The following is a 22,541-nucleotide window of genomic DNA, read 5'->3' as shown; positions in this document are numbered from 1 at the left end:
ATGGAACGACAGCTGGACGCCTACTGCGAGCACCTGCGCAGTGAGCGTCAGGTGTCGCCGCACACCCTGCAAGCCTATCGCCGCGACCTGGACAAGGTCCTGGCGTTCTGCGAGAAAGAACAGCTCGCCGGCTGGGCCGCCCTGGATATCCAGCGGCTGCGGCGGCTGGTCGCCCGCCTGCACCAGCAGGGACAGTCCTCGCGCAGCCTGGCTCGACTGCTGTCGGCGGTGCGCGGGCTGTACCAGTACCTCAACCGCGAGGGACTGTGCGACCACGACCCGGCTACCGGCCTGGCGCCACCCAAGAGCGAACGCCGGCTGCCCAAGACCCTCGATACCGACCGCGCCCAGCAACTGCTCGATGGCGCCGTCGAAGACGATTTTCTCGCCCACCGCGACCAGGCGATCCTCGAGCTGTTCTACTCCTCGGGCCTGCGCCTGTCGGAACTGACCGGGCTCAACCTCGACCAATTGGACCTGGCCGATGGCCTGGTGCAGGTTCACGGCAAGGGCAGCAAGACCCGCGTGCTGCCGATTGGTCGCAAGGCCCGCGAAGCGCTGCAGACCTGGCTGCCGCTGCGCGCCCTGAGCAATCCGGCGGACGATGCGGTGTTCGTCAGCCAGCAGGGGCGTCGCCTCGGGCCGCGAGCCATCCAGCTGCGGGTCAAGGCCGCCGGCGAGCGCGAACTGGGGCAGAACCTGCACCCGCACATGCTCCGCCATTCCTTTGCCAGCCATTTGCTGGAGTCGTCCCAGGACCTGCGCGGCGTGCAGGAACTGCTCGGCCACTCGGACATCAAGACCACGCAGATCTACACCCACCTGGACTTCCAGCACCTGGCCTCCGTCTATGACAGCGCCCACCCCAGGGCCAAACGCAGCAAGGACCCTTCGCAATGACGATTGAGCTGGTCACCTTCGACCTCGACGACACGCTGTGGGACACCGCCCCGGTGATCCACAGCGCGGAGAACGTGCTACGCGAGTGGCTGGCCAGCCATGCGCCGGACCTCGGCGGCATACCGATCGAACACCTGTGGGCCATCCGCGAACAGGTGCTGCTCAGGGAGCCGACGCTCAAGCACCGCATCAGCGCGCTGCGTCGCCGGGTACTGTTCCATGCCCTGGAAGAAGCCGGTTATCCACAGGCGCAGGCCACGGTACTGGCCGACGAGGCGTTCGAGGCGTTCATCCACGCCCGGCACCAGATCGAGGTATTCCCCGAAGTCGAACCGACCCTGGAAGCCCTGGCCCGCAGTTTCGCTCTCGGCGTAGTCACCAACGGCAATGCCGACGTGCACCGCCTGGGCCTGGCCGACTACTTCCGCTTTGCGCTGTGCGCCGAAGACATCGGCATCGCCAAGCCGGATTCGCGACTGTTCCACGAAGCCCTGGTGCGCGGCGGCAATATCGCGGCCAGTGCTGCGGTACACATCGGCGACCATCCCGGCGACGACATCGCCGGAGCCCAGCAGGCGGGCCTGCGGGCCATCTGGTACAACCCCCTGGGCAAGGCCTGGGAAGCCGAGCGTCAACCGGACGCCGAAATTCGCAGCCTTACCGAACTACCGGCCCTGCTCGTCGCCTGGAACAGCTAGCCAACAGCATCACACTCCTTGTGGCGAGGGGGCTTGCCCCCCGCTCGGCTGCAGAGCAGCCGCAGAACCGGTATATGCGATCTGCCTGAAAGCTCGAGCCGGCTGGGCCTGGGGCCGCGCTGTCTGGAACGCCTAGCCAGACAGCAACACACTTCTTGTGGCGAGGGGGCTTGCCCCCGCTCGGCTGCAGAGCAGCCGCAGAACCGGTACATGCGATCTGCCTGAAAGTTCGAGCCGGCTGGGCTTGGGGCCGCTTTGCGGCCCAGCGGGGGCAAGCCCCCTCGCCACGGCTTCTGCTCCAGTCTCTACTTCTGCGTTCGCTACTGTTCCAGCCATCCAGCGGGCATGAAAAAGCCCGCAGCGACGGCGGGCTTTTTCAGCAAGCAGGAAGCGCCACTCAGATAGGGCGGCTGCCGTACTTGTTATCCGGCTTCTTGGGCGGATCGGCGACCACGTTGGCCTCCACTTCCTGCACCTTGCCGCCACGCGCCAGGAACTCTTCCATGGCCCGTGCCAGAGCATCGCGCTCCTTGTTCTTGGTCTCGACGCTTGGCAGCTCATCGACCGATACCGCCGCCTTGGCCTTGCCCTTGGACGTCGGGGCAGGTGCATCGCCACCGTCGTCGTCGGCTACGTCCACGTCTTCTGCAGACGCTTCCAGACCTTCTTCGTTCTCGTCTTCGTCGCCTACTTCGAGGTCATCATTTTCCAGATCATCGTCGCTCATGTTCTACCTCATGACTTGCGAAAAGCAGATTAGTTATAGCCCAGCTATGCCGACTGTCGAAGGCTGCCGGAAAAAAATCAACATCCGCTGGTACCCAGCGGCTTATGCCCCATCACCCTGGAGGGTGGCGAGGACTTTACGGGCACCGCCATGATCGCGGTGCTCGCCAAGATAGACGCCTTGCCAGCTACCCAGTGCCAACCGCCCCGCCGTTACCGGCAAAGTCAGCTGACAGCCTAGCAAACTGGCCTTGAAGTGCGCCGGCAAGTCATCCGCGCCTTCGTCGTTATGTTCATAGTCGAGGTCGCCTTGCGGGACCAGTCGATTGAAAAAACGCTCGAAATCGCGGCGAACCGCCGGATCGGCATTCTCGTTGATGGTCAACGAGGCCGAGGTATGCTGCAGCCACAAATGCAACAGACCGACGCGACATGCCCGGAGTTCAGGCAAACCGTCGAGCAACTCCTGGGTCACCAAATGAAAGCCCCGGGGCCTGGCCCGCAAGGTAATCAGTGTCTGTTGCCACATACAGTTCTCCGCCCATCGGCGCGCATTCTAGCGCGCTGTGGAAAAAAGCAAAGCGCCTAATACGCCTGCCATGCTGTAAGCCATCGTCCCATGGCGGCGGACTCTGATGTTTTGTCCGCCATGCCTCTGGATAAATCCTTTCAGCCCTCTTCACGTTGACAAAATCCAGGCGAAAAAATGCCCGGCAAGCCGGGCAGATTTTTTTCAACGCGCTCAGAGGTTATAGCCGCGCTCGTTATGTTGTGCCAGGTCCAGGCCCACCGACTCTTCTTCGTCGGTCACCCGCAGGCCCATCACCACATCCAGCACTTTCAGGATCACGTAGGTGACGATGGTGGTGTAGATGATGGTGAAACCAACACCCTTGCACTGCACCCAGACCTGGGCAGCGACATCGGTGGTCGCGGCGTTGAAGCCACCCATCGACGGTGCGGCGAACACGCCGGTCAGGATCGCACCGAGGATACCGCCCACACCGTGCACGCCGAAGGCATCCAGAGAGTCGTCATAGCCCAGCTTGCGTTTCAGCGAAGTGGCGCAGAAGAAGCACACCACACCGGCAGCCAGGCCGATCACCAGGGCGCCCATCGGGCCGACGGTACCGGCGGCCGGAGTAATGGCAACCAGGCCGGCGACCACGCCCGAAGCGATACCCAGGGCGCTTGGCTTGCCGTGGGCCAGCCACTCGGCAAACATCCAGCCCAGTGCGGCGGCGGCGGTAGCGATCTGGGTGACCAGCATCGCCATGCCGGCGGTGCCGTTGGCGGCGGCGGCGGAACCGGCGTTGAAGCCGAACCAGCCGATCCACAGCATGGCGGCGCCGATCAGGGTGTAGCCGAGGTTATGCGGCGCCATTGGCGTGGTCGGGAAGCCCTTGCGCTTGCCCAGCACCAGGCAGGCAACCAGGCCTGCGATACCGGCGTTGATGTGCACCACGGTACCACCGGCGAAGTCCAGCACGCCCCAGTCGCCCAGCAGCGAACCCGCACCGCCCCAGACCATGTGTGCGATCGGCGCATAGACCAGGGTGAACCAGACGCCCATGAAGATCAGCATCGCGGAGAATTTCATGCGCTCGGCGAAGGCACCGACGATCAGCGCCGGGGTGATGATCGCAAAGGTCATCTGGAAGGTGACGAACACCGCCTCGGGGAACAACGCCGCCGGGCCGGTGATGCTGGCAGGGGTGATGCCGGCCAGGAAGGCCTTGCTCAGGCCGCCGATGAAGGAATTGAGATTGACGACGCCGGCTTCCATCCCGGTGCTGTCGAACGCCAGGCTGTAGCCATAGACGAACCACAGGATGGTGATCAGGCCGGTGATGGCGAAGCACTGCATCATCACCGAAAGAATGTTTTTCGAACGCACCATGCCGCCGTAGAACAGCGCCAGGCCCGGAATGGTCATGAACAGGACGAGGGCCGTGGAGGTCAGCATCCAGGCAGTGTCACCGGAATTGAGCACGGGAGCGGGCGCTGGGTCCGCCGCCATGGCCATGGCCGGCATTATTAGGGACAACAGGGCTCCTAGCCCTGCGAATTTACGCAGAGTCATATTGTTTTCTCCTGGGGCGTTGGGGTTTGGGGCGGCTTAGATCGCGTCGGTATCGGTTTCGCCGGTACGGATGCGAATCGCCTGTTCCAGATTGACCACGAAGATCTTGCCGTCACCGATCTTGCCGGTGTTGGCGGCCTTGGTTATCGCCTCGATGACCCGGTCGAGATCCTTGTCGTCGATGGCGACATCGATCTTCACCTTGGGCAGGAAGTCGACCACGTACTCCGCGCCGCGATACAGCTCGGTATGACCCTTCTGCCGACCGAAGCCCTTGACCTCAGTGACGGTAATGCCCTGCACGCCGATCTCGGACAACGATTCGCGCACATCGTCCAACTTGAACGGCTTGATGATGGCAGTGACTAGCTTCATGAAACTCTCTCCCGAATTGGTGGACTTGCCCCAGGAAAACAAACCCGACTCAAGTCTAAGCGCAGTGCCTGGCTTTGTAACGCATCGTCGGCCTCGATCGACCTGTCGATGTCCGCTAACCGTGGCCGGTGCAGCCTTCCCGCTGCGCCTGCCGCACTGCCTGGTCACAGCGACTGCATCAGTGCATGGGTCACGAGTGTCTAAGCAGAAACCTTGCCATCTCTGCAAAACCCAAGCATTTCAAGCTCTTGGCCACCCATGCGGAGGAAAGGCCGCCCAGCACCCGCAAGCGACGCACAACAACGGTGCGCCAGCGCACGACGCATTGCGCAAAAAGCGTGCATCGCCGCCCCCGAAAATCACTATAGACACCGCGTGGTACACTGCGACGACCCTGTATCCGGAAAACCACACCATGCTCGCGCCCAAAGACTTCCTCGACGCCCTGAGCGGCCAAGCCTCCCGCCTGTTCAATGGCGAAAGCCCGTTGCCGCGCAACGAAATCGAAAGCCAGTTCAAGGCCCTGCTGCAGAGCGGTTTCAGCAAGCTGGATCTGGTCAGCCGGGAAGAGTTCGATAGCCAGATGGTGGTATTGGCCCGTACCCGTGCGCGCCTGGAGAGCCTGGAGGCGAAGGTCGCCGAGCTGGAAGCGCGACTGGCCCCCACCCAGGAATGAACCGCCTGGCGCCGCAATGGCGCCAGGCGACACGCGGGCTCAGAGCCGGAAACGGCTGACCAGCGAGTTGAAGGACAGCGCCAGGTTCGACAGTTCCTGGCTTGAAGCGTTGGTCTGGTTCGCCCCGGCCGCCGTCTGGGTCGAGAGATCCTGGATGTTCACCAGGTTGCGATCCACTTCACGGGCCACATGGGCCTGCTCCTCGGAAGCCGTGGCGATCACCAGGTTACGGTCGTTGATCTGCGAGATGCCGTCGGCGATCTGCTCCAGTGCCTCGCCGGTCGCGCGGGCCAGGTCCTGGGTTTCGGTCACCAGTGCCTGGCTCTTGCCCATCGCGTCGACCGCGCTGTCGGCACGGTCCTGCACCGCATGAATCATCGTCTCGATTTCACCGGTGGACGCCTGGGTCCGTGCCGCCAGGGCCCGTACCTCATCGGCGACCACGGCAAAACCCCGGCCCTGCTCGCCGGCACGGGCCGCCTCGATGGCCGCGTTGAGCGCCAGCAGGTTGGTCTGCTCGGCAATACCGCGGATCACGTCCAGCACCTGGCCGATGTCACGAACCTGCACCGCAAGATCCTTGACCAGCCCGGTGGACGAGGTGATTTCCCGCGTGGCGTTGTTGATCGCCTGCACCGCGCTGCGGGCCTGGTCGCGGCCACTGCTGGCCTGCGTGCTGGTCGATTGCGAAGCCTGCGAGGTCGAGACGGCATTGCGCGCCACTTCCTCGACCGCCGAGGTCATTTCCGTCACCGCCGTGGCGGCCTGCTGGATCTCGTCATTCTGACGAGTCAGGGCACGGCTGCCGTCGTCGGTGACCGCCGTCAGCTCCTCGGCCGCGGAGGCCAGTTGGTCGGCGGCGCTGGCGATCTGCTGGATGGTGGTCTTGAGGCTGTCCTGCATGCCGCCCAAGGCGTCCAGCAACTGGCCGGCCTCGTCACGACCGTGACTGGTGATGCGCTGGGTCAGATCGCCCTCGGCGATGCGTTGCGCACAGACGACGGCCGTGGCAATCGGCCGGCTGATCAGGCGGCTGATGAAAAAGCCCAGCAGCAGGGCCGCGATGAAGGCGATGACAATACCGCTGTACAGCACCGTCTTGGCCGTTGCTTCCTGCTGCGTGGCCGCCTTGGCGTCTTCGCTGATCTGGCGATCATTGGAATCGATCATGATGGTGAGCTGATCCATCACCTTGCGATAGGCCTGTTGCAGGTCGCCCAGCAGCAGGATGCGACCATTCTCCAGGTCGCCCGCCGCCATCAACGCCACATAGCGCTGTACCAGCGCCTGGTAGACCGGCCAGTCGCGCGCCATCTGGTCGCCGGCAATGCGCTCGTCCTCGGCAAGCGGGCCCTTGCGATAGGCGGCAAATGCCTGCTCGCTGGCCAGTTGGTTGGCTTTCATCGAAGCCAGGAACTCATCCTTGACGCTCTGCGGTGAGTTGCCGGCGGTAGCGACGTACAACCGATACATGTCACGGGTCTGGCCGACCGCCTTGGTCTTGGTCTGGGACGTGTTGGCGACCGACACCAGGTTGTTGCTGAACACTGCCTGCAGGCGCGCCGACAACGCGGAGACGCCACTGATACCCAGCATGCCCACGGCAAGCGTGATCAGGGCGCAGAGGAAAAAGGAGGTGATCAGTTTGGTCGAGAGTTTTGCGTCATTGAGCCAATTCATCGGTGAATCCTTGTGGGCACTGGTCGAGTGACCCTTTCATGTATGCATTTCCCTGCCCCCGCGTGTTGCCAGGTGACGGGCCTGTGTAGGGGTTCCATGGCTATGGGCGCCCGCCTGGCAAAAGCACGGACACCCTTCGCACATGGCGAGGTTTTTCGGTGATTGAGGTCGTACCACAGCACAAACGCACAAGCCGAATTGCTCTTTTTCCCTCAAGCTTGATCGGATCACTTCCCTTCTTGCCCCCCATCGCGCACACGATATCGGCGGGCTATCAAACTTCTGAAACATACGTTCCAGAGCCATCGATTGAAATAAACGCGTAATGGCTTTTTGCCATAATCGTTGTTAAATGTTACAGCATGTGAAATATTAACCGCAAACATACGACGTCGTACGACGACTCTGTTCGGTCATGAAAATGGCACGGGCCGGTTGTCACGCGCGCAAGTCAAACCGTGAGGAGTTACACATGCATCCGCAAAGGATGGGTCGGCTATTGCCTGGCGTGCAGAAGGCAAGACCCATGAGGAATACCCTGGCAGGGTGGCTGGCCCTGATGACCATCAGCCTGGGGGCCCATGCCGAGGCGCTCGACGCCAACGCATCGGCGGGCAAGCGCCTGGCGGTGGCCGCCGACTGCGTGGCCTGCCATACCAGCGCCGGCGGCAAGGCGTTCGCTGGCGGCTACCCGTTGAGCTCGCCGATGGGGGTGATCTACTCGACCAACATCACCCCGTCCAAGACCGCCGGGATCGGCAACTACAGCGAAGCGGACTTCGCCCGTGCCGTGCGCGACGGCGTGACGCCGGACGGTACCCACCTGTACCCGGCGATGCCGTACACCTCCTACGCGAAGATGACCGACAGCGATATCGCCGAGCTGTACAAGTACTTCATGCAGGAAGTGCAGCCGGTGGATGCGCCGAGCCCCAAGACCAAGCTGGACTTCCCGTTCAACATCCGCGCCTCGATGCTCGGCTGGAATGCCCTGTTCCACAGCGACAAGCGCTTCATCCCGGACCCGGCCAAGTCGGCCCAGGTCAACCGTGGCGACTACCTGGTCAACGCGCTGGCCCACTGCGACACCTGCCACACCCCGCGCAACGTGCTGATGGCCGCCAACAACGACAAGGCACTCGCCGGTGGTTCGCTGGGCGCCTGGTACGCGCCGAACATCACTTCGGACAAGGTCAGCGGCATCGGCGCCTGGTCGAGCGACGAGATCGTCGCCTACCTGCGCACCGGCCATGTCGAGGGCAAGGCCCAGGCTGCCGGGCCGATGGCCGAAGCCGTCGAGCACAGCCTGCAATACCTGGGCGAGGATGACCTCAAGGCCATCGCCGCCTACCTGCTGCAAACCACGCCGGTCGCCAGCGGCGAGCGCCAGGCCCGCCATACCTTCGGCCAGGCGTCCAGCGACGAGCTGACACTGCGCGGCGGCAACCCGCAGGACAATCCCGGCTGGCACATCTTCAGCGGCACCTGCGCCAACTGCCACCAGGCCAACGGCCAGGGCAACCGCGAGTACCCGTCGCTGTTCCACAACACCGCCACCAGCCGTGCCGACAACCTGATCGCGACCATCGTCAACGGCGTACACCGCACGGTCGACGGCGTCGCCATCGACATGCCAGGCTTTGGCCCCGACGCGCTGTACACCGACCGTCTCAACGACCAGGAAATCGCCGATGTCAGCAATTACGTGCTGACCCACTACGGCAACCCTGAAACCACCGTGACCGCCGCCGACGTGGCGCGCGTACGCGAAGGCGGCCCCAAGGCGCCGCTCGCTGTCCTGGCGCAGTACAGCGTGCCGGGCCTGATCATTCTCGGCCTGCTGGTCATCCTGGCGCTGTTCAGGTTCAAGGCTCGTCGTCGGCGCCTGGAGGCCTGAACCATGGAAACTTCGATGACTGACAAGCAAATGCCCGCCCATACCCTGTCCCGCCGCAGCCTGCTGCGCGGCTCGGTGACCCTGGGCCTGGCCGCCATGGTCGGCAGCCTCGCGCCATGGCAATCGGTGCTGGCCGCCGATGACCAGGAATTCATCGCGCTGTCGCAGTTCCTCGTCAGCCGCCCGGTCAACCCGGTGCTGGCGGCACGTTACTACCGCGCCCTGAGCAAGCGTGCACCGAACTTCAGCGGCAACGTCGGCGCCCTGCGCCAACTGATCGCCAGCCAGGGTTTCAAGCACGTCGACGAATACCTGGCCCAGCCCAACCCGGACGCGTCGCTGAAAGCCACCGCCACCAGCATCATTTCGGCCTGGTACCTGGGCATCGTCGGCGAACTGGCCGACGCCGAGCTGATCAGCTACTCCGAAGCGCTGATGTACAGCCCGACCCACGGCATCCTCGCCATTCCGACCTACGGCGGTGGCCCCGACTCCTGGGGCAACAAGCCAACCGATAAACAGGACTTCAAACTATGAGCAGCGCTGCCTACGACGCCGACGTCGTCATCATCGGCTCCGGCGTGATGGGCGGCCTGATCGCCGCCGAAATGGCCAAGGCCAACAAATCCGTGATCGTGCTCGAAGCCGGTCCTCGGGTGAACCGTCGCGAGGTCGTCGAGACCTTCCGCAATGCGCCGGTCAAGCTGTCGCTGGCCAACGCCAAGCTGCAGGGCGCCGGCTCGCCGTACCCGAGCCTGCCACACGCACCGTCGACCTATGGCGACTACCTGCAACAGGTCGGCCCCGTCAAATACAACACCTCCTACCTGCGTGTGGTCGGCGGTACCACCTGGCACTTCGGTTCGTCGCTGTGGCGCATGCTGCCCAACGACTTCCGCCTCAACAGCCTGTACGGGCGCGGCCGTGACTGGCCGATCAGCTACGACGAACTGGAGCCTTTCTACGCCCGTGCCGAAACCGAGCTGGGCGTGTCCGGCGTCGACGGCCAGGACGAAAGCGGCCAGGGTGGCGCAGCCTTCCCGCCGCGCTCGATCCCCTACCCGATGGAAGGCCTGAAGCCGAGCTACATGTTCAAGCGCCTGTCGGGCATGCTGAGCAAGGGCGGCTACAACCCGATCCTCGAACCCAACGGCCGGGCCACCCGTCCCTACGGCAAGCGTCCACCGTGCGCCGGCAACAACAACTGCAACCCGGTCTGCCCGATTGCCGCCAAGTACGACGGCTCGATGCACATCGACGAAGCCGAACGCCATGGCGCCAAGCTGCTGGACAACTCGGTGGTGTACAAGATCGAGGCCGGCGACGACGGCAAGATCACCGCGATCTGGTACATGCGCCCGGACAAGACCCAGCACCGCCTGACCGCCCGCTACTTCGTGCTGGCGGCCTACGGTATCGAGTCGCCGAAACTGCTGCTGATGTCGACCTCGGACAAGTACCCGAACGGCATTGCCAACTCCTCCGACCAGGTTGGCCGCAATCTGATGGACCACACCGGCATCAGCATGAACGTGATGACCAAGGAAGACATGTGGCCCGGCGAAGGTCCGACCCAGTTGCTGGTGTACCTGAACAGCCGTGACGGCGGGTTCCGCAAGGACTACCCGAGCTACAAGATCAAGGTGCGCAACACCGTGCCGACCTCGCAGATCACCAGCAACCTGATCGCAAAGGGCGTGCTCGGCTCGAAACTCGACGAGCAGATCCGCCTGCAATCGGCGCGCTCGCTGAACTGGGCGGTGGACTTCGAAACCCTGCCGCTGCCGGAAAACCGCGTGACGCCAAGCAAGACCAAGTTCGACGCCATCGGCCTGCCGGTGCCGGAGATCTACTACAGCGTCCCGGACTACTGGCATGCCGGCAAGGAAAAGGCCCTGGAGGACTTCAAGCAGTTCGCCAAGCTGCTCGACGCCGACATCCTCAGCACCGACGTGGGCTTCCAGAACCGCCAGCACATCATGGGCACCACCATCATGGGCGACGATCCGAAGAACTCGGTGGTCAACCGTGATTGCCGCACCCATGACCACGGCAACCTGTTCATCGCCGGCACCAGCGTGATGCCATCGTCGTCCTGCGTGAACCCGACGCTGACCGGCGCCGCGCTGAGCATCCGTATCGCCGACCAACTGCTCAAGGATTTCCAGGCTAACGCCTGATCCCGCAGCAACCGACGTGACAGGCCGCCCTGGCCTGTCACGCTCCCCTCCGACGCCTCTCCCCCTCCCTTTCCACGCCACCCGAAGCCATTCCAGCGCTCACTCGAGCCTTGAGCATATTGTCCCTTATTTAGAATCAATCATTCTCATTTTTGCTGGATTGTCTCGAACATGGATCAAGCCCAAAATACACCCATACCGCAGCCACTGAGCGAAACGCCAGGCCGGTGCCGAATTCGCTTCACACACTTTATCGACTTAAAAAGGAACTCAATCATGTCCAACCGCGAACTGCTGAACCCAACCAACTCCGCCCTGATCCTGATCGACCACCAGCCACAAATGGCCTTCGGCGTGCAGTCGATCGACCGCCAGACCCTGAAGAACAACACCGTCGGCCTGGCCAAGGCCGCCAAGATCTTCAACGTGCCAACTATCTACACCTCGGTCGAAACCGAAAGCTTCAGCGGCTACATCTGGCCGGAACTGCTGGCCGTGAACCCGGGCGCCAAGCCGATCGAGCGGACCTCGATGAACTCCTGGGAAGACAAGAAACTGGTGGAAGCGGTGAAGGCCACCGGTCGCAAGAAACTGATCATGGCGGCCCTGTGGACCGAGGTCTGCCTGACCTTCCCGGCCCTGGAAGCCCTGGCTGAAGGCTACGAGGTGTACATCGTCACCGACGCCTCCGGTGGCACCACCCAGGAAGCCCACGACATGTCCGTGCAGCGGATGATCCAGGCCGGCGCAATTCCGGTGACCTGGCAGCAGGTCCTGCTCGAATACCAGCGCGACTGGGCCCACAAGGACACTTACAATGCGGTGATGGACCTGGTGCGCGAGCACAGCGGCGCCTACGGCATGGGCGTGGACTACGCCTACACCATGGTGCACAAGGCCCCACAACGCACCCTGGGCTGATCCCTCCGAATACAAGCCCGCCAGGCTGCACTGCTGGCGGGTTTCCACCGTCTTACTGAAGAAAGGGAATTCTCCCATGCCACATGAAGGCAGCCTGCTACAGGCCTCGGTTATTTTCCTGATGGCCGCCGTCATCATCGTTCCCCTGGCCAAGCGCCTCCAACTCGGTGCCGTACTCGGCTACCTGCTGGCCGGGGTACTCATCGGCCCGCAAGTGCTGAAACTGATGGGCAATGCCGAGCATGTCGCGCATTTCTCCGAGATGGGCGTGGTGTTCCTGCTGTTCATCATCGGCCTGGAACTGTCGCCCAAGCGCCTCTGGCTGATGCGCAAGGCGGTGTTCGGTGTCGGCCTGGCCCAGGTGCTGCTCACCGGCCTGGTGATCGGCACCGTGGCCATGGTCGCCTTCGGCCAGAGCCTGCAGGCGGCGGTCGTGCTCGGCCTGGGCCTGGCATTGTCGTCGACCGCCCTGGGCCTGCAGAGCCTGGCCGAGAGCCGCCAGCTGAACAGCCCCCATGGCCGACTCGCCTTCGCCATCCTGCTGTTCCAGGACATCGCCGCCATCCCGTTGATCGCCCTGGTTCCGTTGCTGGCCGTCACCGGCGCCCAGGAAGCCGGCGAAAGCGGCCTGGTCCATGGCCTGAAAGTACTCGGCAGCATCGCCGTGGTGGTGGTCGGTGGGCGTTACCTGCTGCGCCCGCTGTTCCGCGCCGTGGCCCGCACCGGCCTGCCGGAAGTCGCCACCGCCACCGCACTGCTGGTGGTGATCGGTACTGCCTGGCTGATGGAACTGGCTGGCGTGTCGATGGCCCTGGGTGCATTCCTCGCCGGCCTGCTGCTGGCCGACTCGGAATATCGCCACGAACTGGAGTCGCAGATCGAGCCGTTCAAGGGCCTGCTGCTGGGCCTGTTCTTCATGAGCGTCGGCATGGGTGCAAACCTGCCGCTGCTGTTCGAAAACCCTGGCCTGATCATCGGCCTGACCCTGCTGCTGATCGCCATCAAGCTGCCGCTGCTGATGTTCGTCGGACGCATGGCCGGCGGCCTGTCGCGTATCGCTGCGCTACGCCTGGGCATGGTGCTGGCCGCCGGCGGTGAATTCGCCTTCGTGGTGTTCAAGCTCGGCCAGAACCTCGGCCTGTTCGATACCCGTACCTACGACACGCTGATCATGACCATCACCCTGTCGATGGCGGTCACTCCGCTGCTGCTGATGGCCTGCGCCCGCTTCATCAAGACGCCGCCACAGCCGACCCGCGAGGTACCGGAAGAACTCAAGACCATCAAGAGCGACGGCCCGCGCGTGGTCATCGCCGGCATGGGCCGCGTCGGCCAGGTGGTCGCACGGATCCTGCATGCCCAGGGCATCCCGTTCATCGGCCTGGACACCTCGGTCGACACCATCGAGATGACCCGCAACTTCGAGCACGTGCCGGTGTTCTACGGCGACCCGATGCGTCCGGAGATTCTCAGCGCCGCCAAGGTGGGCGAAGCCGAGTACTTCATCGTCGCGCTGGATGACCCGGAGAAGGCAGTGAAGACCGCGCAAACCGTGCAGCGCCTGTACCCGCAGGTCAAGGTCCTGGCCCGCGCCCGTAACCGCCAGCATGTGCACCAACTGCTCGATGCCGGTGCCGAGCCGGTCCGTGAGACCTACTACTCGAGCCTGGAAATGACCCGTCGTGCCCTGGAAGGCCTGGGTCTTGGCTCGGCCCAGGCGGAGCGGCGGATCCAGCAGTTCATGGCCCACGACGAAGAGACACTGGCGGCCCAGCACCTGGTGCGTGGCGACCGGTCGAAGGTCATGGAGACTGCGCAGGAAGCGCGGGTAGAGCTGGCGCGGTTGTTTGCCAGTGATACGGATGAAGCAGACCAGTCGGTGGTCAAAGGGCGCTGACCGATTCAGCCCGAGGCGAATGGACTCGGGCTGACTTCAGGCGATAGGCGCCGGGCGAACAACCGAACCACCGATTGCAGGCGCGATAAAAGCTACTGGTCTCATTGAAGCCCAGGCTGTGGGCAATCGTTGCCGAACTCTGATCCGTCGAGCCGATCAAGTGACTGGCTAGCTGGAAGCGGCACTCGTCCAGAAGCTCCCGGAAGCCGGTCAGCTCTTCATCCAGTCGATTGCGAAGCATTCGTGGGCTCAAGCCCAGGGCACCCGCGATACTTTCAAGGGAAACGACCATGCCCTTTGCCAAGCCCACGACAATATGGTTTTTCACTACTGACGATATCTTCACCGGAAAATTCTGGAGTTCCGAATTGACCACACTCTCATGGTGCAGCTTCAACTCCAGGGACCCGGTCGGCAGTCTCTGGTGCCAGTCCCTCGCGGAGAAGGTGACCTTGTTGACCAGATTGGAAAATTTCAGATTTCTGCCGAACAGCGCTTTCAATTCGCTGCGCTCGGACGGTGCGTCATAACTGACAGCTGTCTCGATGGGCACCACGCGGTGCAAGGGAAGGAGCCAGTGAACGATTCCCATGATGGTCGACAGATAACAATCGATGTAGGACCGGCAGAGGCCCAGCAACTCCAACCTCAGGAAGACGACGCTATAGCCTTCGGACTCTTCCACGATCAGCAGCGGAACCCCATCCGACAACAGTGATGAATACCGCGAAAGCACCGTCAGCGCTTCACCCAGGGTGGCGCTGGACATCATGGGGTAGAGCTGGGACTGGAGCTGGCCGGGATGGAACAGGTCGTAGCAACCCAGACCGATATCAGGACTCTTCGAATCTGCCTGAAGAACATCCATGAACATCGAAATATCTTCTATCGGCACCCGATGCCCGCTTGTCACCCTATCGCTCAAGCAAGCATGCAGTCCATCGACCCGATGGGAAGTGGAATGCGCCAGGTCCCTCAGTCTCAGTATCACTTGGGCGCAGGTGGGAGCGATGGTCGACATGGATAACTCAATAGGCCTGCGGGTTGTGGGATTTTCTTGTCCTGAGCTGGCCGGGAGACGAGCCGAACCAACGCCGACAGGCCTTATGCAGGCTGCTCGGCTGGCAGAATCCGAGTATCGAGGAGATTTGCTTCAGGCTCAATGTAGAGATGGACAACAGATTGCCGGCAATTTCCTTGCGCAGATCCTCCTGCAATTCAGAGAAGGTCACACCTTCGCGCTCAAGGGACTTTTGCAGCGTCCGTATACTCATGCGCAGTTCGAGCGCCACCTCCTGAAGCGAGGGTAATCTTCCCTCGGCAACGCCTGCGGAAAACACTGAGCGAACCTTTTCAACCAATGACCCGTTTATCTGCTCTTCAAGCAGCGCATCCGCGTACCTGCAGTGAATGTCCTCAAAGGCGGGATTGCCGCTGAACACCGGCACGTTTTTTATGTCCTGGCTGAACGACAGGCTGAGGTGCGGGGCGTCGAAATTGATACGACTACCAAACAGACGATGCAGACTCGTCGTTTCAACAGGTTTGGGATATGGCAGTTCCACCCGATTCGGCTGGATCTTCAACGGATGAGCGAGCCAATGAATGAGGCCGAGAATGACAGCCGCGGCGGCATCCATGATGTACCGGGGAGCCTGGACGTCGGACGAGCGACAGGTATGCGCCGTAATCACAAGATTTGCGCAACTTTCCTCCAGGTTGATGCGTGATGCATCGGTGAGCAATGGATAGTATTTCACCAGACGTTCCAGTGCGACGCCAATGGAAGGACTGGACATTACCGAGTAACCCGGAACCCCAAAAAAGTACGGCCTGGCATATTGGTAGGCCATAAGCCCAATATCGAGATCTTCGGTGCATTCGTAGGCTTCATCAAGAAAACGATAGACCAGAGAAAAATCCAACTTTTCGGGTTCAGCCGATCTGGCAATTTCCTCCTTATAGGTTTCGAACAGTTTTTTGATCTTGAGATTATTCACCGAAATCGTCTGGGCAATGTTATTGAATGCGCTAGCCGAAACTTTCAACATTGCTCACCCTGGAGATATTTATTGATCACATACTGCCCGCACCAAAACTATCAAGGAGTGCCCTGCACGAGCGGACATAATAAAAGGAGTTCAAGACACTAGGCAAGATAATGTACCAATGTGATCATTTCCGAACGATGGCCCATAGCCATGTCATATCGTTCCCTGTCGTATCGTGTTCCGCCCAAGGGGTAGCCAAAACCGCTCCAGCCGCTTGAGGAGCAATACAACGGGGAGCCGCCTGATTGTCACTGCAAAAGCTCGAATGCGCTTTTGAATATCCCGCTCCATCAAGTCCCCGGGCGCCTGTAGCTGGCGGAGGTAATGCTAATGGTCTCTTACACGGACACTCATTCCGACTTGGAGTTCTGCAGCGTTTCGTCCGAGGAAACGCCAGACTTCGTTGACTGGTTTTACGAGGAGCTTGCACTCGGTCACTTCTTCCTCGCCTTCCAACCGATCACGGCTGTTGCAGAGAACACAGTTTTGTACTTCGAGGGCCTGCTGAGACATTGCGATGGGCCAATGAAGCTCAACCCATTTCCAGTCCTGGAAGGAAGGAAATGCATAAGGGCGCTGGATCACTGCGTAGTATCGAGCGTCGTCAACAGGCTGCGAGATCATCCAGAGCTACGACTGGGTTGTAATATATCCGCGCAAAGTGCCGTGCTAGACGAAAAATGGCACTGCATAATTTCACAACTGAAGGCCGAGCCCAGCCTGGCGGAAAGACTCGTTATCGAAATAACGGAAAGTGCCTCTTCAAATCACGACGTTGCAGCGGAATTTGTCATTCGCATGCGCAGCCTAGGTTGCATGCTGGCTGTTGACGACTTTGGTTCCGGATTCAGCACGCTTGAATTTATCCGCACGGCAGCTCCAGACATTATAAAAATTGACAAGGGTTACTTGCAACGCGCCAGGAGTTGCCAAGTAGCCGGCGAAGCCTTCAACCATCTGGTTGGACTTTGCAAGACATTGGCACCCTATGTAATCGCCGAGGGAGTGGAGTTTGATCGTGATACCGAGCGCCTGGTGAGTTGCGCTGCGGCATGGATGCAGGGGTTCCTAGTAAGCCGGCCTCAACGTTTTTTGCCTGGAGTGTCCAGGCAGTGTGTCATCGAGAATCATCTGACTGGATGAAACACCTGCCCGGATATTTCGATGACCTTGCCCCTATCCGATCACCCACTATTGAATCGAGGTAATGAATCTTGCTGCGGAAAATGAAAATCGCCAATCGGGTCCTGGTGTGTTTCTGCTCGATTGTCCTGATCGTCCTGATGCTGGGTATCTTTGGCTTGATGCAGATCGCCAAGGTGAGGGAAGAAGGGCTGAAGATCGAAAATGATGCGCTGCCCGGCATCGCACTGGGCGACGATATAGCGTTGGCGTTTTCAAACACCAGGACCGACGTCGTTCGCCTGTTGTCGGTAGGCCCGAAAGAACTGCCCGAAGCGTATGCCAAGGTTCAGGAAAAGCAGAAGCTGTTCAGTGCAGCCGTCGAACTCTACCGCCCCCTCATCGGCACCGAGGTGGAAAAATCGGCGATCGCCAGCATTGTCGCGCTGTATGCCACGTACAGCGCAGACACGGCAACGAGCTATAACCTGCTCAAGGATGACAAGCACGAAGAGGCCCAGGACATCATCATGGGCAAAATGGTGACGCTCGCCGGGCAAATCAAGGAACAGCTGAAAACACTCGAAACGATCAACGACGACGCCAAGGCGCAAGCATCCGCTGCCGCTGAAGCCGCCTACACCAGCGCTCGACTGGTGATCGGTGTGGTACTGGTCATGTCGCTCCTGTATACGCTGATCCTCGCCTGGCGACTGATTGCCAGCCTGGCAGGACCGATCAGCCTGGCATTGGGCAGTTCGGAAAAAATCGCCTCCGGCGACCTGCGGCCGTTCGCGACGGACATCGAAGGTGCCGACGAAGCCGCCTTGCTGCTCCAGTCAATGGAGCGTATGCGCGACAACCTGCACACGATGCTGCAGCAGATTGGTGCTGCTGCCAACCAGTTGGGCTCCGCGGCCGAAGAGCTGAATGCGTTGATGCGCGATAGCCATGCCGACTTGAACTCACAGAATATTGAAATCGAGATGGCGGTAACTGCCGTCACGGAGATGACCCAGGCGGTGGAGGAAGTGGCGCGAAACGCGGCCTCGACCTCCGAAGCCTCCCGCTCCTCGAACAGCGCCGCCCGTTCAGGGCAGGAAGAACTCAATGTGACCCTGGGCTCGATCACCCACCTGGTGCGCAACGTGGGTGATGCCGCCACACAGGCGCAGTTGCTTTCGGACCACACGCAAGCGATCAGCACGGTACTGGAAGTCATTCGCGCCGTGTCCGAACAGACCAACCTGCTGGCGTTGAACGCAGCAATCGAAGCGGCACGGGCGGGTGAAGCGGGCCGCGGTTTCGCCGTGGTGGCCGACGAGGTTCGCGGCCTCGCGCACCGCACGGGCGAGTCCACCCGGGAAATCGAAAGCATGATCGAGCAGGTTCATGTCGGTACGCACAACACGGTAAAGGCCCTCGAACTCAGCACCTCACAGGCCGAGCAGACCCACAGCCAGGCGGCCTCCGCCAACCAGGCGCTGTCGACCATCGTCAAATCGGTGGCCGAGATCGACGAACGCAACCTGGTCATCGCCAGCGCGTCGGAAGAACAGGCCCAGGTGGCCCGGGAAGTCGACCAGAACCTGGTCCGCATTCGCGACCTCTCCGCCCAGTCCGCCGTGCGTGCGAGCCAGACCACCGGGGCCAGCCAGGCACTGGCGCAACTGGCCGGCGAACTCAATGGTACGATCGGGCGGTTTACGCTCTGAGTGATTTGGAAATTCGGGAGCACAAGGACGGGTACGAATCCTCAAGCACCGCTCTCAAAGAAATGGGGCAGAAAGTAATGAACGCATGCGGAGCTCAAAATCCTCTTTCTGAGCAGGAGCTTATGACAATCATGCAGGAAACGCGCGAGTCCCACGCCGACCGATGGTATGAACAGATCCGAAACCAGCATGTATTTCCGCTTTCAAATATTATAAATTCGCTTCCCCTTCCAGACATGGCGGGCTTGGCAAGAAGCTTGATTGAGCTAGAGTCACTCAAGGAACGCGTAACACGGCCCAGTGAGTGAGTCCGTTTCAGGTCCCATCGACGTAGCTGTCATTAGCAAGCATGATGGGTTCGTATGGATCGATAGAAAGCATTACTTCAAGCCTGAGCTAAACCCCCGGTTTTTCAAAAGAGCAGAATGATGGAGTCCGATATGAGCTTCTCAGCCCCCCACCCTTTGGAACCATCCGCATCGGTTACCGCAAAGGAAGCGCTGCGCGTTGAGAACCAACAGATTCGCCCAGCCCGCCAAGTCGCCGATGCTAGCCGTTATGACTTAATGATTCGTCAACTGGACAGAAAGCCAAGCCCCCGTGAAACGCTCCTTGCGTTCACGAATTGTTGATAAAAAACCGCGCTAGACGCGGTTTTTTTGATGCGGCGTGCTGCAAATGATGACCACAGATGTGTGGTTCAACTAATCCAAGACAGCTCGATAGCTGGGGTAGAGCCCTCTGGAGCCCGAAATGGACCAGGAGGCAGTCGAACATGCCAAGCGACTGAAGAGCGCCCTGCATACCGCGATTGATGCTGGTGTGATTCGCAATCACTGCAACGCCATTCTCCTGCCGGGCATTCGTCAACAATGGCGAGGCTCTTCTAATCAGCCCCCCTTTACTGAGCCTCTCCGACTGATCTGCATACCGCAAGTCAGCGCTGTCCTTTTCAGCAGGCGGACCATAGCGGATACAGCTCTCAGCAAGGCTGCGATGAATCCCGCCCTAATAGAACCTCTATGTTTGGCCGTACCGGCAACGCTTTTCTTCGTGGGTAGGAAAGGGCTTGCGGCTCCTAGCCCTCCTCATGTACTGTACATCCATACAGCATTAATAATTGAACTTGTTAACCGCCTGCACCGTCACTACCTGTGCAAGCTGAGGCTCCTGCCTCTACGCTCTTTAAAAATTTGCCTCTTAGCAGAGTCGTGAAACCCGAGCTGCTGCTCAATGCCGAACTCCTGATGCAGCCTCTACCCCAAGCCCGCATCAGGAATCAGATATGGCTAAAGCGACTGATGGCGTTTCGATCTCACCAGTCTGCCTGTATAATTTCGCCCCCACCTGGCAACGTCCCAGGTGCAGGAAGGACCAAATGGTATTGGCTTCTTCGAAAACATCGACTACCACTGAGCTAAGCGAACACCCATGCGGAAAAGGATTGTCCAGTTGTTGAGTGATAACCGAGCGCTTAAGGCTAGGGAGATCGCAAAGCTTTTAGATATCGAACGCAGGGATGTCACAAGATTTCTTTACGACAACCTCGAGGAGTTCGTACAGAATGAACATTCTGCGTGGTTACTGAAGAAAAATATTTTCTTTCAAATTGAGTTTTCCGCAAGCAGCACCTGGATTACACAAGATCATTTTGAGCGTTCCCTTGCCAAGCACGGCTCACCTCTAGATTGTGGCTACGGCCATATTATTTTAAAGATCCCGAAAGAGCGCAAAGTGCTTTTTTGTGCTGCGGCTAGAATTCTTGCATTGGCCAATCAGCTAGCCAAAGCAAAAAAGATAGTTGAGCTCGACTTTAGCGAAAACACTGAAACACTTTCATATTTGAAACGAGCATATTTCTTTGAACGGCTCGACAAAAGCATCAAAGTATTACCGCGCCGCCCTGCTAGCCTCAAGGCTGTTGAGCTGACAGCAAATAACAAGAAGCTCGTTGAACTTCTTCCTATAGTTGCAGGAGGCGAAGAAAACGTACCTGAACGCTTCAAGCTTAGCTTTGCTGAGGCTTTTGGCGACCTACACGCCAATAAATTGCATACGGTACTTGGCGAGCTAATTGGCAATGTGGAGGAGCACTCCGAGACCATTGTCCCCGGGTTTGCTGGGCTTCAGAGCTACAACAGAAAAGGCTCAACATATATTGTCGCTGTGGTTTCTGACTCTGGACGAGGAATCTGCTCGACACTTAGACCTGCACTAACCGAGCACTACCCAGATGTCGCAGCACAATTTCCAGAAACCCTTGAGGCATCCAACGCAAAACTAATCATACATGCCATGCGCAAAGGTGGATTGAGCCAACGCGGCAAAGGTGCAGGTGGTGCTGGATTAAATAGAAGTTCAGGGCAAGCTGAAAGCCTCGACGCTACAGTTAGCATTAGACAAGAAGACTTTTCAGTTACTCTGACCTATCAGAATCAAGACTTATATAAACATAGCTGGCGCTTAGGCTTGCCTAAACTTTTAGGCACACACATCGTATTTGAATTCAACTTGACAGATAAATAGATTCTGGTTAAACTAAGGCCATGAACGAGAAAACTTACATAATCGCCCTTCGCGACTTCACGGATGGAAGCAGCAACCCCTATGGTACGATTAGGGGTAGAAAGGCTCATGCCCAATTGTTGGAACATATTGCCAAATTGATTGGCACTAAAACAATTGGCATATCCCTCAAAAATATTGATGGAGCCGATGTTTCTTTTCTCCGTGAGTCACTCATTTTCACTTTTAAACTCTACGCAAAGAAAATCTCTTTCTATATCCTTGACTTACTTGACGAAGATATTATCGCCAATCTGGAAGGTGCAGCGATCTCTGGAGATTTTCGAGTTACCTGCTGGGTGAATGGCAAATGCCGCTTCGTGGGTCCCGAACCCTCACCCTCAAGTATTCCACTCCTCAACGTAGTTCTATCTAATCATTCCGTAACCACCACACAGGTTGCTCAAGCGCTTGAAATGAGCGTTCAGAACGCCAGTACACGCCTCAAACGACTATCTGAAGAAGGCTTCATCACTCGCGTAGAGATGTCTGCCGAGAGTGGTGGCAAGGAGTTCGTTTACAAGGTCATCGGCACCTCTGCTTAAAGGGCTTGCTTTATCGAGAAATGGGGGTATGCTTTGCGCATGCCTCCATTTTTTTGGCTCGCGATAAACAGAATCATTGAACGAGATCATGGACACGAGGAGTTCAGAGATGAAAGCGAGGTTCGAGGTTCACAGATCAGAGGGAGAAAATTGGTTCTACCAGTTTGTGACAGCACAGAATCTGGTGATATTGCAAAGCGAAGCCCATAGGACCTTCGCTAGCTGCATCAAAGGCGTCGAGTCATGCCGAGAGCACTCGCCTTACGACAGATTCTACAGCAGATCGGACGACTCCACAGGCTTCACATTTCACCTGAGGGCTTCGAACAATAGGGCCATCAGTCAGGGGCTGGGATGCGCTTCTGCTGAGGAAAGGGAAAAAATCATCAGCACTGTGAAGCGATACGCGTCATCGGCTCAAATCAAAGACAGCAGAAAGGAGGTAATGAAGAAACAGATAGTGCCCTTAGAGAAGGACCATACAACGTAGGCGAGAAACCTAACGCAACG

Annotated in this window: 20 protein-coding genes and 1 pseudogene; 13 read left to right on the top strand and 8 right to left on the bottom strand. The window is 59.5% G+C overall.

Going from position 1 to position 22,541, the window contains the following annotated elements:
• Positions 1 to 900: a tyrosine recombinase XerC gene (gene xerC / locus AC6I6U_RS04670; protein ID WP_497880875.1), complete on the top strand. Its 900-nt coding sequence runs from the start codon at positions 1 to 3 to the stop codon at positions 898 to 900.
• The gene (locus AC6I6U_RS04665; protein WP_497880874.1) at positions 897 to 1,598 is read left to right on the top strand and encodes an HAD family hydrolase; all 702 of its coding nucleotides are present in this window, start codon (positions 897 to 899) and stop codon (positions 1,596 to 1,598) included. Before xerC ends, AC6I6U_RS04665 begins: the two co-directional genes overlap by 4 nt.
• Positions 1,599 to 1,995: 397 nt before the next feature.
• Here the strand turns inward: AC6I6U_RS04665 and sutA are convergent, their stop codons facing one another.
• The 4 genes from sutA to glnK all read right to left on the bottom strand — a co-directional run bounded on the left by sutA (position 1,996) and on the right by glnK (position 4,782).
• Complete coding sequence (gene sutA, locus AC6I6U_RS04660) at positions 1,996 to 2,325, bottom strand: dormancy-specific transcriptional regulator SutA (RefSeq protein ID WP_186688647.1); 330 nt, start codon at positions 2,323 to 2,325, stop codon at positions 1,996 to 1,998.
• A 102-nt stretch (positions 2,326 to 2,427) separates the two neighbouring features.
• Positions 2,428 to 2,853 (bottom strand): secondary thiamine-phosphate synthase enzyme YjbQ, encoded by a 426-nt coding sequence (locus AC6I6U_RS04655; protein WP_497880873.1) that lies wholly within the window; start codon positions 2,851 to 2,853, stop codon positions 2,428 to 2,430.
• Positions 2,854 to 3,066: 213 nt separating this feature from the next.
• A complete protein-coding gene (locus tag AC6I6U_RS04650; protein ID WP_497880872.1) occupies positions 3,067 to 4,407 on the bottom strand; it encodes an ammonium transporter in 1,341 nt (446 codons plus the stop codon).
• A 36-nt stretch (positions 4,408 to 4,443) separates the two neighbouring features.
• Complete coding sequence (glnK, locus tag AC6I6U_RS04645; RefSeq protein ID WP_002555808.1) at positions 4,444 to 4,782, bottom strand: P-II family nitrogen regulator; 339 nt, start codon at positions 4,780 to 4,782, stop codon at positions 4,444 to 4,446.
• Between the two features lie 415 nt (positions 4,783 to 5,197).
• Here glnK and AC6I6U_RS04640 point away from each other — a divergent pair, with 415 nt between their 5' ends.
• Positions 5,198 to 5,458, top strand: coding sequence for an accessory factor UbiK family protein (locus AC6I6U_RS04640; RefSeq protein WP_017901766.1), 261 nt, complete (start codon positions 5,198 to 5,200; stop codon positions 5,456 to 5,458).
• 39 nt (positions 5,459 to 5,497) lie between these two features.
• On the opposite strand, the gene AC6I6U_RS04635 is transcribed toward AC6I6U_RS04640, so the two are convergent.
• Together AC6I6U_RS04635 and AC6I6U_RS04630 are read right to left on the bottom strand one after the other, a co-directional pair.
• Positions 5,498 to 6,361: a methyl-accepting chemotaxis protein gene (locus AC6I6U_RS04635; protein ID WP_497882984.1), complete on the bottom strand. Its 864-nt coding sequence runs from the start codon at positions 6,359 to 6,361 to the stop codon at positions 5,498 to 5,500.
• Positions 6,356 to 7,138 (bottom strand): annotated as a pseudogene (locus tag AC6I6U_RS04630) (MCP four helix bundle domain-containing protein); the annotation flags it as partial. The pseudogene AC6I6U_RS04630 and the gene AC6I6U_RS04635, both read right to left, overlap by 6 nt.
• 526 nt (positions 7,139 to 7,664) lie before the next feature.
• On the opposite strand from AC6I6U_RS04630, the gene AC6I6U_RS04625 reads away from it, so the two are divergent.
• The 5 genes from AC6I6U_RS04625 to AC6I6U_RS04605 all read left to right on the top strand — a co-directional run bounded on the left by AC6I6U_RS04625 (position 7,665) and on the right by AC6I6U_RS04605 (position 14,033).
• Positions 7,665 to 9,035 carry a cytochrome c gene (locus AC6I6U_RS04625; protein ID WP_497880871.1) on the top strand — a complete coding sequence of 457 codons (1,371 nt, stop codon included), beginning with the start codon at positions 7,665 to 7,667 and terminating at the stop codon, positions 9,033 to 9,035.
• Positions 9,036 to 9,050: 15 nt separating this feature from the next.
• A complete protein-coding gene (locus tag AC6I6U_RS04620) occupies positions 9,051 to 9,572 on the top strand; it encodes a sugar dehydrogenase complex small subunit (protein ID WP_497880870.1) in 522 nt (173 codons plus the stop codon).
• The gene (locus AC6I6U_RS04615) at positions 9,569 to 11,215 is read left to right on the top strand and encodes a GMC family oxidoreductase (RefSeq protein WP_497880869.1); all 1,647 of its coding nucleotides are present in this window, start codon (positions 9,569 to 9,571) and stop codon (positions 11,213 to 11,215) included. The genes AC6I6U_RS04620 and AC6I6U_RS04615 overlap by 4 nt, the downstream gene beginning before the upstream one ends.
• 276 nt (positions 11,216 to 11,491) lie before the next feature.
• Positions 11,492 to 12,136: a hydrolase gene (locus AC6I6U_RS04610; RefSeq protein WP_497880868.1), complete on the top strand. Its 645-nt coding sequence runs from the start codon at positions 11,492 to 11,494 to the stop codon at positions 12,134 to 12,136.
• A gap of 76 nt (positions 12,137 to 12,212) precedes the next feature.
• On the top strand, positions 12,213 to 14,033 hold the full coding sequence (locus tag AC6I6U_RS04605; RefSeq protein WP_497880867.1) for a monovalent cation:proton antiporter-2 (CPA2) family protein: 1,821 nt from the start codon (positions 12,213 to 12,215) through the stop codon (positions 14,031 to 14,033).
• On the opposite strand, the gene AC6I6U_RS04600 is transcribed toward AC6I6U_RS04605, so the two are convergent.
• Together AC6I6U_RS04600 and AC6I6U_RS04595 are read right to left on the bottom strand one after the other, a co-directional pair.
• Positions 14,020 to 15,054, bottom strand: a complete 1,035-nt coding sequence (locus tag AC6I6U_RS04600; RefSeq protein ID WP_497880866.1) for a helix-turn-helix transcriptional regulator — start codon at positions 15,052 to 15,054, stop codon at positions 14,020 to 14,022. The genes AC6I6U_RS04605 and AC6I6U_RS04600 overlap by 14 nt on opposite strands.
• Positions 15,055 to 15,061: 7 nt before the next feature.
• Entirely contained in the window at positions 15,062 to 16,084 is a 1,023-nt protein-coding gene (locus AC6I6U_RS04595; RefSeq protein WP_497880865.1) for an AraC family transcriptional regulator, read from the bottom strand.
• 330 nt (positions 16,085 to 16,414) lie between these two features.
• Here AC6I6U_RS04595 and AC6I6U_RS04590 point away from each other — a divergent pair, with 330 nt between their 5' ends.
• From AC6I6U_RS04590 to AC6I6U_RS04570, 5 genes are all read left to right on the top strand, one after another.
• Complete coding sequence (locus AC6I6U_RS04590) at positions 16,415 to 17,227, top strand: EAL domain-containing protein (RefSeq protein ID WP_497880864.1); 813 nt, start codon at positions 16,415 to 16,417, stop codon at positions 17,225 to 17,227.
• 83 nt (positions 17,228 to 17,310) lie between these two features.
• Positions 17,311 to 18,921, top strand: coding sequence for a methyl-accepting chemotaxis protein (locus AC6I6U_RS04585; RefSeq protein WP_497880863.1), 1,611 nt, complete (start codon positions 17,311 to 17,313; stop codon positions 18,919 to 18,921).
• Positions 18,922 to 20,373: 1,452 nt separating this feature from the next.
• A complete protein-coding gene (locus tag AC6I6U_RS04580; RefSeq protein ID WP_497880862.1) occupies positions 20,374 to 21,447 on the top strand; it encodes an ATPase in 1,074 nt (357 codons plus the stop codon).
• Positions 21,448 to 21,467: 20 nt separating this feature from the next.
• Positions 21,468 to 22,031, top strand: a complete 564-nt coding sequence (locus AC6I6U_RS04575) for a MarR family transcriptional regulator (RefSeq protein WP_497880861.1) — start codon at positions 21,468 to 21,470, stop codon at positions 22,029 to 22,031.
• An 88-nt stretch (positions 22,032 to 22,119) separates the two neighbouring features.
• Positions 22,120 to 22,521, top strand: a complete 402-nt coding sequence (locus tag AC6I6U_RS04570) for a YegP family protein (RefSeq protein ID WP_497882983.1) — start codon at positions 22,120 to 22,122, stop codon at positions 22,519 to 22,521.
• Positions 22,522 to 22,541 lie beyond the last annotated feature (20 nt).

Source organism: Pseudomonas sp. UTLPPB19802, from assembly GCF_059730225.1.
Note: the sequence above shows the minus strand (reverse complement) of the source record. Positions and strands in the feature narration are given on the sequence as shown.